At 66.9% G+C, this 10,650-nt stretch carries 9 protein-coding genes; 3 read left to right on the top strand and 6 right to left on the bottom strand.

All coding sequences use genetic code 11. The annotated features are described in order from the left end of the window. Window positions 1-162: 162 nt before the first annotated feature. From EB084_11460 to EB084_11450, 3 genes are all read right to left on the bottom strand, one after another. A complete protein-coding gene (locus EB084_11460) occupies window positions 163-1,569 on the bottom strand; it encodes an MBL fold metallo-hydrolase (GenBank protein ID NDD28872.1) in 1,407 nt (468 codons plus the stop codon). Between the two features lie 12 nt (window positions 1,570-1,581). Then, a complete protein-coding gene (locus EB084_11455) occupies window positions 1,582-1,986 on the bottom strand; it encodes a hypothetical protein (protein NDD28871.1) in 405 nt (134 codons plus the stop codon). A 114-nt stretch (window positions 1,987-2,100) separates the two neighbouring features. Continuing rightward, entirely contained in the window at window positions 2,101-2,865 is a 765-nt protein-coding gene (locus EB084_11450; protein ID NDD28870.1) for a PilZ domain-containing protein, read from the bottom strand. 268 nt (window positions 2,866-3,133) lie between these two features. Here EB084_11450 and EB084_11445 point away from each other — a divergent pair, with 268 nt between their 5' ends. From EB084_11445 to EB084_11435, 3 genes are read left to right on the top strand one after another with little or no spacing between them, the layout of a single operon-like run. Further along, entirely contained in the window at window positions 3,134-4,450 is a 1,317-nt protein-coding gene (locus EB084_11445) for a transporter (protein ID NDD28869.1), read from the top strand. Continuing rightward, window positions 4,447-6,612 carry a hydantoinase/oxoprolinase family protein gene (locus EB084_11440; GenBank protein ID NDD28868.1) on the top strand — a complete coding sequence of 722 codons (2,166 nt, stop codon included), beginning with the start codon at window positions 4,447-4,449 and terminating at the stop codon, window positions 6,610-6,612. The genes EB084_11445 and EB084_11440 overlap by 4 nt, the downstream gene beginning before the upstream one ends. Then, window positions 6,612-7,160 carry a hypothetical protein gene (locus tag EB084_11435; GenBank protein ID NDD28867.1) on the top strand — a complete coding sequence of 183 codons (549 nt, stop codon included), beginning with the start codon at window positions 6,612-6,614 and terminating at the stop codon, window positions 7,158-7,160. Before EB084_11440 ends, EB084_11435 begins: the two co-directional genes overlap by 1 nt. Before the next feature lie 9 nt (window positions 7,161-7,169). On the opposite strand, the gene EB084_11430 is transcribed toward EB084_11435, so the two are convergent. From EB084_11430 to EB084_11420, 3 genes are all read right to left on the bottom strand, one after another. Continuing rightward, the gene (locus tag EB084_11430) at window positions 7,170-8,252 is read right to left on the bottom strand and encodes a type II secretion system F family protein (protein ID NDD28866.1); all 1,083 of its coding nucleotides are present in this window, start codon (window positions 8,250-8,252) and stop codon (window positions 7,170-7,172) included. Beyond that, on the bottom strand, window positions 8,249-9,715 hold the full coding sequence (locus EB084_11425) for a serine/threonine protein kinase (GenBank protein NDD28865.1): 1,467 nt from the start codon (window positions 9,713-9,715) through the stop codon (window positions 8,249-8,251). The genes EB084_11430 and EB084_11425 overlap by 4 nt, the downstream gene beginning before the upstream one ends. 5 nt (window positions 9,716-9,720) lie before the next feature. Next, a partial coding sequence (locus EB084_11420; protein ID NDD28864.1) for a hypothetical protein occupies window positions 9,721-10,650 on the bottom strand: 930 nt, incomplete at its 5' end.

Below are 10,650 nucleotides of genomic sequence, written 5' to 3'. Positions count from 1 at the left end.
AGCGCTGCCGTACGACGACGGCATGAGGCTCTTCATGCAGTGACGGCAGCGAATGGCGCTGTCACTGATCTCACCTTGACAGAAAGGGCACTGCATGCACGTCAAGTTCGCGCTGACGCGCGGCGGTCCCTCGCGTCTCGGTCGCGGGGCACTCGCCTTCGGTCAGCGTGCTGCTGCTGTGTGAACGGTGGGCAGCCCCGCCTGCAGCCAGGCGGCGATCCCCCCGGTCATCTCCGTCAGGTCTCCCCCTTGCTGCTCGAGGAGGCTCATGGCCATCGATGAGCGGTAGCCGCTCTGGCAGTGCACGATGATCGGGCGGTCGTGCGGGATCTCGCCCTGGCGCTTTGCCAGCTCAGACAGCGGGATGTTCACGCTTCCTTCGATGTGCGCTGTGTTCCACTCGTCCGGCGTGCGCACGTCGAGCACGAAGGGCGGTTCGGCGCTCTCCAGCCGATGGGCGACCTCAGCGGCGGTGGCGCGGGGGGTGGTGCCCACCAGCTCCGGGCGCGTGGCGATGGCGGTCTGGCCCCCGTCGACGTAGCCCTTCACCTGATCGAAGCCCACGCGGCCCAGTCGCAAGATGGCCTCTTCCTCGCGACCTGGCGATGCCACCACGACGATGGGGCGTGTCGCGTCGAGAAGGATGCCTGCCCAGCTGGCGAAACGGCCGTCGAGACCGACGTTCACGCTTCCGTTGAGATGGCCCGCGGCGAAGTCGTCGGGGGGGCGCACGTCGAGCACCTGCGCGCCCTGGTTCTTCAGCAGCACGGTCTCATCGACCGAGAGCGGCTGGGTCTCCCGCGTCAGCTCGTCTTCGAGCGTGGCGTGCTGGGCCTTGTTGAGAACGGCGTCGCGCGCGAAGTAGGCCGGCGCCTCGGTGAGGTCTCGGGTCAGGGTGTCGACGAATTGCTCCTTCGACATGGGCTGGAGGGCGAAGTTGCTCTCGCGCTCGTGACCGATGGTGGATTTCGTGTCTGATGTGTGGCCGCTTCCGCAGAGCGATCCGGGGCCGTGGGCTGGGTAGACCACGGTGTCATCGGGAAGCCGCAGCAGCTTGTCGTGCAGGGAGTCGTAGAGCGCTCCGGCCAGCTCGCTGGCGCTGTGGCCGCTGCTCACCATAAGGTCGGGGCGGCCCACGTCGCCCACGAACAGCGCGTCTCCCGTGAGCACGGCCTGGGGTCGAGCGGGGTCGCTCTTCGTGTCGTACGCCACCAGCGAGATGCTCTCCGGCGTGTGTCCTGGGGTTTCGAGCACCTGGATGCGCGCGCTGCCGTACTCGATGGTGTCGCCCTCGCGCTTGGGCACGAACGGATAGGCCGCCTCCGCCTTTGCCCCGAGCACGATGTTGGCGCCCGTGCGCTTCTGCAGCTCGAGGTGGCCGGCCACGAAGTCGGCGTGGAAATGGGTGAGCACAACGTCTCGGATGGTGAGCCCCTTGGCTTCGGCGTCGCGGATGTAGGTGTCGACATCGCGCTGCGGATCGACGACGATGGCGCTGCGGGTCTCCTCGTCTCCGATCATGTACGATGCGTGAGAGAGACAGCCCAGATAGTACTGCTTGATGAACATGACCAGACTCCTCTACCCCTGTGGGGTCGCGTGATGGATGGGTTCCTCTCCCGGTGGCCGCTGGCCGGAGACCAGCCCCCAGTTCGCACCCACGATGATTCCGACCAGGGCGAGACGCTCGAGGAGCCCGAGGTCGAGGCGGGCTCCGAGCAGGCTGCTCAGGGCGAGGGCGCCGCCGATCAAGACGAGCGTGTACAGGACGCATCGTGAGATGCGGTAGCCCACGATGAGGCCGACCAGGCCTCCAAGCACGGTGCCGACCACGAGGCCCGCTTCAAACGTGATGAGGGGAGGGACGGGCATCTGGAACCAGGCCATGAGGACGATGCCGCTCACAAAACCGGTGAGGGCGAGGAGAGGGGCACCGATGAGGGCCCCCTTTGCAGCGCATCGCGCGACGTAGGGCAAGCTGTCCATGGAAATCACCTGCCTGCAAGTGATGTGAAGCGCGAAGCGGGGGGGCGGCGTCGCGCAGACCTTGTTTTTCGCGCTGCTGCGTCGCTTCCCTGCGCGCCGCCTCGGCTGTTGCGGTCAGGTCTCGAACGCGCGGGCGCGCAGCACGCGGCCGAGATGCTCTCGGCACTCGTCGGCGGGGCCGGTGAACTGCAGGCCGGACATCCACACGCTGCTGGTCGAACCTCGCACGGTGCGCACCACAGTGGCTTCGAACGAGACGTGCTCTCCCTCGGCGGAGACCAGGAAGATGGTGACGTGCGTGCCGACCTCGAGCTCACGGCCACACTCGACCAGCGCGCCGCCGAGGCCGAGGTCGCGCACCCAGGCCTGCTCCACCACGTTGCGCGAGTCGACCGTGGCCTGCAGAGAGATGGGCAGGCGCACGTCGCGCCGACGGTCGTGCACGCTCAGCTTGTCGAGATCGAAGACACGAAGCAGATGCCGTATCCATGAACGCTCGAGATAGGCGGGAGGATTGACATAGGCCACGCCCGCCAGGGTCCCGTTCCCGCTTGGATGGGGGCGGGCCCAGACGATGCGCGCCTGTACGGTGTCGTAGTCATAGCAGGTGGTGGGACCCTCGTATCGCAGCGCGATGAGCTGGCCGCGCTCGACGCGCAGCGGAACCTCGAGCCGCAACCCCTCGAGGCCCATGTCGACGACCTGCGACGTGAATCGCTTGCCGAGCATGGAGCAGGTCACGGGATAGTTGCAGCGCAACCTCACGACTCTGCGGTTCTGCTGGGGGAGAGAGGGGGTCACCTGGGTCTGGCTCCGTTCCGTTTCAGACGGCGTCGCTGCGGTGTCATCGACGGCCTTCTCTGCTGGGATGTCGGGCAAGTCTTTGGGGCCTTGTTTCTCACAGTTGTGGGGTGACGTGGGCTGCAGCCTGCCTGGAACTGTCAGCCTACCTCACCCCACAGTGTCATCGTAGGGGGGGGATGTGAACAAGATGTTGCGCAGGTGTAAACAAATTGTTAACTCGGCAAAGAATCGGCAATGCTTCTGCAACATCTCGTTCACAATGTTAACACGCGCTCCCCGCATCGGCTTGCCGGATCGTGGCCGGACGGGCAGGTATGGACGCGTTCTTGAATAATATTCCAACATGCTGTACGGTTCGCTGATCGTTCTCGTCTTTCTCGTGCTGGCCGGACTGATGATGGCCCGCAAGATGCCCGCGCTGCTCGCGCTGCCCGTCATGGCGGTGGCCATCGGCCTCATCGCCGCGTTTGCGGGCGGCCTTCCGCTGACCGCGGTGGCCATCGAAGGGGGCAAGGCCCCACCCAACGTGCGCGACTTCATCTTCCAGACCATCCTCACCGAGGGATCGTCGCGCCTGGCCGGAGCGATGATGTTCGCCGTCTTCGGCGCGGTGCTGTCGCAGGTGGTCATGCGCCAGGGCATCGCCCAGCGCATCGTTCGTGTGGCAGCCGAGTACGCAGGCGATCACAAGATGGCGCTGGCCTTCGTGATGACCTGCGCCGTGTCGCTCGTGTTCATGTCGCTGACCGGGCTGGGGGCCGTCATCATGGTGGGGTCGCTGGCCCTGCCCATCCTCATCGGGGCCGGGTTGAGCCCGCGCTTCGCCGCCTGTCTCATGCTCTTCGGCATCAGCATCGGCGGGTGCTTCAACTTCGCCAACATGGGCACGTACATCGACGTGCTCAAGCTCGATCTGGCGACGGTGCGCCAGTTCTCGGTCGCCTACGGCACCTTGCTCGCGCTCACGGCCGCGGTCTTCATGCTCCTCGAGTCGCGCGCGGAGTCGCGTCGCCTCGCCTGGGCCCTCGATCTGGGATCGAGCGGGCCGCAGGTCCCCGCGCCGGCGCTGCTCACCCCCCTCGTGCCCATCGGCCTCATCATGGGGCTGCACTGGCCCATCATCCCCGCGTTCCTCGCGGGCATCTTGTACGGGCTGCTCACCACCGAGCCCGCGCGCGTCATCTCCAATCTCACGGCCTGCATCCTCGAAGGGCTAAAGGACATGTCGCCCGTCATCGGTCTCTTCATCGGAATCGGCATGGTGCTCAACGCCATGATGGATCCGACCACAAGCGCGGTCATGGCGCCGTTCATCAGCGCGGTGATCCCGGGCACGCCGTTCGGCTTCGTGGCCTTCTTCACCCTGCTCGCGCCCCTCGCCCTGTATCGCGGGCCGCTCAACTTCATCGGCCTGGGCGCAGGATTTGCAGCCCTGGTGCTGTCGAACCACCTGCTGCCGGCGGCCGCGGTCATGGCCGCGTTCCTCGGGGTGGGACAGGTGCAGGGGGTGTGTGATCCGACCAACACCGCCAACGTGTGGATCGCCCAGTTCACCCACACGTCGACCGAGGAGCTGATGAAGAAGACGCTGCCATTCGTGTGGGGGTTCGTGCTGATCGCCCTCGTGTACGCGGTGGTCTACGGGAAGGTGATGGGATGAGCGAAACGCAGAGCGACCAGCGCGGGGCGGCGGGCCCCATTCGCGTGGGCATCGACGTGGGGGGAACCTTCACCCACGCAGTGGCCGTCGACAACGAGACGCTGCAGGTCGTGGCCCACGTGGTCACGCCCACCACGCATCGCGCGCAGGAGGGGGTGGCGCGGGGCATCGTCGAGGCGTTCCGCAAGCTTCGCGATGAGGCGGGCCCCGATCGACGGGTGGTGCTGCTGGCGCACAGCACCACGCAGGCCACCAACGCCCTGCTCGAGGGCGACGTGGCAAAGGTGGGTGTCATGGGGCTGGGCAGCGGCGTCGAGGCCATCAAGGCCAAGGCCGACATGAACCTCGGCCCCATCGAGCTCGCGCCCGGAAAGCACCTCGACAGCCGTCTCGATTTCGTGAATCCACGCGATGATGGTGCCACCGAGGCCATCAAGGGCGGCCTGCGGCGCATGGCCGATGAAGGAGTCACGGCGGTGGTGGCGGCAGAGGCCTTCAGCGTCGATGACCCTCGCGGTGAGGTGGCGGTCATGGAGATGGCGGCCCAGGCGGGACTGCCAGCCTGTGGCACCCACGAGATGTCCGGCCTCTACGGGCTGCGGGTGCGCACGCGCACGGCCGTGCTCAATGCGTCGATCCTTCCCAAGATGATCGAGACCGCGCTCATGACCGATGCGAGCATCAAGAAGCTCGACGTGAAGGCGCCGCTCATGGTCATGCGCAGCGACGGTGGCGTCATGTCGCTCGACGAGGTGCGCAAGCGCCCCGTGCTCACCCTGCTGAGCGGCCCCGCCGCGGGCATCGCCGCAGCGCTCATGTACCTGCGCGCCAGCGATGCGGTCTTCCTCGAGGTGGGAGGCACCAGCACCGACATCTGTCTCATCAAGAACGGGCGCGCCGCCATCAAGTCGGCGGTGCTGGGCGGACATCCGACCTACCTCAAGACCCTCGACAGCCGCACCCTCGGCATCGCGGGAGGAAGCCTGCTGCGACGAGATGGCACGGGCATCGACGTGGGTCCGCGCAGCGCGCACCTGGCTGGGGTGGGGTACGCGTCGTTCACGCCGCTGCAAGGGGCATTGAAGGTGTCTGAGGTGTCGCCTATCGCGGGAGACCCGCCCTATCTTGTCATCGAAGACGCGCATGGCGCTCGGGTCGGTCTCACCACCACCGACGCGGCCAACCTCGTCGGCGCCGTGCCCGAGGGCGACTACGCCCGCGCCGACGCAGCGAACGCAAGGCCCGCATTCGAGGCCGCCGCGGCCTTCCTCAGCACCACCGCTGACGCACTGGCGCGGCAGATGCTCGACTGCGCCGCCGCGAAGGTGCGGCCCACGGTCGAGACCCTGCTCAAGGAGTATGAGATGGGCGATCGCGCCGTGAAGCTCGTGGGCGGAGGCGGCGGTGCGGCCGCCATCGTGGCGTGGCTCGCCCAGGTGATGAAGCTGCCCTTCGAGATCGCGCCGCGCGCCGAGGTCATCTCGGCCATCGGTGCGGCGCTGGCCATGGTCAAGGAGACCATCGAGCGCAACATGCTCGACCCCACGCAAGAAGATCTGGCTGCCCTGCGCGCCGAGGTTGAGAGGCGGGTGGTGGCCATGGGGGCCGATCCGTCGACGGTGGAGGTGCTGGTCGAGGTCGATGGTCAGAAGAAGGTGGTGCGCGCCACCGCGACAGGCTCGGTGGAGTTCTCGGCCCGAGACGTGCTCTCGCAGGATGTGGGCGACGAGGGGCGCATGGCGGCCGTGCGCGAGTCGGCGGGCGCCGACGTCGCCGTCAAGCCGCTGGGCGCCACAGACTTCCTGCACGTGTACGAGAGCGTGCGCGAGCAGAAGAAGCTGTTCGGGCTCATCACCTCGCGTCGCACCACCGCGTGGGTCACCGATGGGCGCGGCAGCATCAAGCTCCAGGTCCCGGAGGGGCGGGTGTCGGTGGCCAGCGGCGCGGAAGCGCTGAAGGCGCTCGAGGGGGTCATCTCCCAACATACCTCTTACGGCGACGCAGGCGCCCAGGTCCCGGCCGTGCAGGTGGTGGCCGGCCGAAAGGTCATCGATCTCTCCGCGCTGCAGTCAGCCGACCAGATGATGGCCATGGCGCGGGCCGATCTCACGTCGCTCATCGGTGCCGAGAAGGTGTTCTTCCTGGTGAAGGCCCACGCCTGATGGCCTTCAAGCAGCGGCGCATCTCGCGCCTGCGCGCCATGCCCGCGCACGAGGCGTGGTCTGCGCTCCGCGGGGGGGGCGAGGAAGCGCTCGTGGCCACCTGGCTCGAGCTCTACCAGCGCACCTTCGATCCGGAGCGACTCGCTGCCGCGCGCGCGGTGGCCGAGCCGGCCGCGGCCGCCCTCGGCGCGAAGCCCGTTCAGCCGTGGCTTGTGTCGCGTGGCGTGGCCGTCGCCACGTCGACCTTTCCCTCGACCTTCGGTACCGCCACGGTGCGTGCCCACCTCGATCTCGAACCGCCGCGCGTGACCATCTACGAGGGTCCGCTCACCACGGTCGCGCGCGCTTTCGAGACCTGCGGCAGCGGGGTCGATGCGGCCACGGTGCGCGATGTCATATTGGCCCACGAGGCCTTTCACGCGCTGCACCCGACGTGCCCGGGCAAGGTGGCCGAGATGGCCGCGCATGTCTTTGCGGGTCACGTGAGCGGATTGGGGATGTTCGGCGGCGTGGTCGACGTGGTCCACGCGCTGTCAAAAGGGTGGTAGGCGTCTCGTCTACGCTCCTACCACCTGATACAGCGGCAGCAGCACGGCGATGACCAGAACGGCCACGACCACGCCCATGCCCGTGATGAGGGCGGGCTCGAGCACCTGGATCATGGTGTCGATGGCGAGATAGACCTCCTGGTCGTAGATCTCGGCCATCTTGTCGAGCATCACGTCCATCTTCCCCGTCTGCTCGCCAACCTCGACCATGCCAAGGGCCAGGCGGGGGAGCAGGCCCGTCTCGGCCAGGCTCTGTGTCAGGGTGGCTCCGTTCCTCAGCCGTCGCATGCACCCCTCGGCCTCACCGCGCAGCCACGTGTTGTCGATCATGCCCAGGCAGGTCTCGAGCGCTGACAGCATGGGGATCCCGGCAGCGTAGAGCAGGCTGAGGTGATGGCAGAACCGCGCGATGAAGAGCTTGCGCGACAGTGCGCCGAAGACGGGCACGTTGGCGCGGCCGCGGTCGACCTTGTATCGGCCCTGCTCGGTGCGCGCCCAGCGCAGCAGCATCCAGACGGTGGCCCCTCCGCCCAGGGCCAGCAGCGCCAGCGCCAGGGGCTGGCGGAGAAGATCGCTCATCGAGCAGAGCGCCTGGGTGAGCAGGGGCAGCGTCTTGCCGCTGGCCCGCAGCATGGGGGTCAGGGTGGCGAACACGCGGTCTCCCAGAATGGCCACGAGAGCGACGCCACAGACGAAGACCGTGAGCGGATAGGTGAGGCTGCCCGAGACCGTCCGGATCAAGGCGAGGTCACGGTCTTCCCAAGCCCCCAGCTGCGTGAGAACCTGTGGAAGGCGTCCGGTACGCTCACCCGCTTCGATGGTGCGCGAATGCATGGTGCTGAAGACCAGTCGATTCTGCTGCACCGCCGCAGACAGGCTCTTGCCTCGCTCGACGGTGGTGAGAAGCGTCGCGCACGTCTGCTGGATGGCGGGTGTGGCGCCCTGCTGGGCAAGGGCGTCAAGGCTTCGAGCGAGAGGCAGACCTGCTGCCAGCATGGTGCCCAGGTTCGAGAACAGGGCCGCAAGCTCGGCCCGCGAGGGGCGGGCGGCGGTGACGCTGACCGGCGAGGTGGGGCTGGCAGACGTCTTCATTCGTGGGGCCCCGAGGTCTCTCGTGCAGCGACGTCAGGATGCGATGGCGGCTCGTTTCTCGCGGCGCGAGACAGGCGGGCGAGGATCTCCTCCATCGCGGGGCGCTTCTCCGGGCTGCGCTCGGTCATGTCGCTCACCAGCTCGTTGAGCTCGGGTGGGATGTCGCTTCGCTTCTTCGCAAGCGGAACGGCTTTCTCGGTGAGCATCCGGTTGAGCACCGCGATGGCGGTGTCTGCCACGAATGGGGGGTTTCCACAGGCCATCTCGTAGGTGATCACGCCGAGCGAGTAGATGTCGCTGGCCTGGGTCATGCTCTGCGCCTCGAGGTGCTCCGGAGACATGTAGAGCGGGGTGCCGAAGGTCTCGCCGGAGGCCGTCACCGAGTGACGGTCGACGTGTCCGGACAGGCCGAAGTCACCGATCTTGAGATGGCCGGTCGGGGTCACGAAGATGTTGTCGGGTTTCAGGTCGCGGTGAACGATCGACTGCGTGTGCATCTGCTGCAGCGCAAGGGCGATCTCTCGCGACCAGGCGATCACACGGTCGAGGGGAAGCCCCTGCGCCCCTTCTCTGTCGAGAACGTCGCCCAGGGTCGTGCCGCCCATCATCTCCATGACGAGAAACGGCCACTGCTTCACCTCGGGGTCATCATCGAGGACAAGGGTTCCCCAGTCGAGCACATGCACCAGACCGGCGTGACGAAGCCCGGTGCAGATCTCGGCTTCTCGCAGGAAGCGTCGATGGGTGTCGGAGCGCACCACCGCCTCGCGGAACGGGATCTTGATGGCCCAGGACTCGGTCTTCTCGTCAGTGCGGTCGTGCGACACGGCTTCGAAGACCGCGCCCATGCTGCCATTGCCCACCAGGCGCAGCACCTCGAAGCGTCGCCCGTGGGTCGTGGTCAGCGTTCGCCCCAGCATCTGTGGAAGTGCGCGGTCGCTGACCTTCGTCGTGGCCATGACCTCTTTCTCGCGCTCGACGCGCTTCAGCGCGAGTTCAACGCGACGCTTGCGCTGCCGGGTCACCAGCCAGCCAGCGGTGGGAATGAGAAAGAGCGCCGCGGCGGCGGCGATGGCTAGGGGGTTGAGGCCTTCATATCGCAGGTGGAAGTCGATGTGGTCGAGATCGAACCCCGGCCGGTAGCCTTCTCGCGTGGCCCCGTATCGCAGGAGCCATCCTCGGCTCTCGACCCGGATGTCGTACTGTGCCGCGGGTGCGGCATCGTGATCAGCGAGCGGGAGCGTGATGCTTGCCGGTGTTCTGCTCGCCACCTGTATCCACGGTGATGAGGTGCCGGTCGGGCGAACGCCCACCCAGTTCGCTTCCGTCTCGTTGCTGTTGACGGTGAGGGGGGGGACCCGCAGAGGGGCGGAGCAGACCGCGCCCAGCGCGCCAGCGCAAGCCATGGCCACGAGCAAGAGCAGGTGGAACGCGCGGTGTCGTCGAGCCTTCTGGTCGGGCACGCGGGTCAGAGAACCTCTCGGTGGATCAGCACGCGGGTCGTGCCTAGGCGGTTCAGCGATTTGGTGTAGGCGCGGTCGTAGGTCAAGGTGGTGTTGCTGACGGTGATGGGCGCGCCGGACTTGATGCGCAGGGCACCGGTCGAGTCGGCAATGGCGTCGGCCCCTTCGTATCCCTCGGCCAGCAGCCCGCCACGGATCTTGAGGCGCGCGGAGTTCTTGAGGGGCTTGAGGGTGATGTTTCCCTTCGATGCGATGACGCCCCGGAAGTCACCCTCCGCCTCGATGACCACGTTGCTGGCCATCACGAGCATGCCCTTCTCGCCAGACTCGAGCTTGCCGCCGTTCAGGAACAGGTTGCCCGTGACATACAAGGTGCTGTTGTCGCCGGTCAGGCCGCGCATGTCGAGGTCGCCGTACACGATGAGCACGGTGTCTTGAAGGGAGATCGTGGCTGGCCCCGAGCCATCTCCCGTCCAGAGGTCGTCCACCACCTCGGTGGTGAGCGGCGTCGACTCCACGCCGAAGTGGTTGGTCAGCGACTGCGTGATGAGGTATACCCCGTTGCTGAGTGCGATGTCGTGGGAGAGCACCAATGCGTTCACGGCGCCGTTCTTGCCATAGGCGCCGAAGCCGGCCACGCCTTCCACGGCTTCGCCCGGAAAGCGGAAGTGCACGCGCCCCCGGTAGTCCTGCAGGCTGCTCAGCCGCTCATTGCCACGCCAGATGGCGATCTTGGAGAGCAGCGCGTCAGACTGCTCGTTGAACTCCTTCCTGGTCAGCCACCAGCCTTCGATGAGGTTCTTCAGATCGGTTACGCTGACAGCGTCCTTCACGGGGAACTTCACCGCGTCGATCTTGCTCACGCCATCGAACGGGTTGGCGTTGAACGGATTGAGGGCGTCGGCCATCTGCGGGGTCGGCGGCGGGAGCTTGAG

The sequence above is a fragment of the Pseudomonadota bacterium genome (assembly GCA_010028905.1).
In the GTDB taxonomy this organism is placed as follows: domain Bacteria; phylum Vulcanimicrobiota; class Xenobia; order RGZZ01; family RGZZ01; genus RGZZ01.
This window is presented reverse-complemented; position numbering and strand designations above follow the sequence as displayed.

Excerpts from the sequence above, each read along its gene's own strand:
- EB084_11460 (NDD28872.1), bottom strand. The coding sequence starts at position 1,569 with ATGTTCATCAAGCAGTACTATCTGGGCTGTCTCTCTCACGCATCGTAC.
- EB084_11455 (NDD28871.1), bottom strand. The coding sequence starts at position 1,986 with ATGGACAGCTTGCCCTACGTCGCGCGATGCGCTGCAAAGGGGGCCCTC.
- EB084_11445 (NDD28869.1), top strand. The coding sequence starts at position 3,134 with ATGCTGTACGGTTCGCTGATCGTTCTCGTCTTTCTCGTGCTGGCCGGA.
- EB084_11440 (NDD28868.1), top strand. The coding sequence starts at position 4,447 with ATGAGCGAAACGCAGAGCGACCAGCGCGGGGCGGCGGGCCCCATTCGC.
- EB084_11435 (NDD28867.1), top strand. The coding sequence starts at position 6,612 with ATGGCCTTCAAGCAGCGGCGCATCTCGCGCCTGCGCGCCATGCCCGCG.
- EB084_11430 (NDD28866.1), bottom strand. The coding sequence starts at position 8,252 with ATGAAGACGTCTGCCAGCCCCACCTCGCCGGTCAGCGTCACCGCCGCC.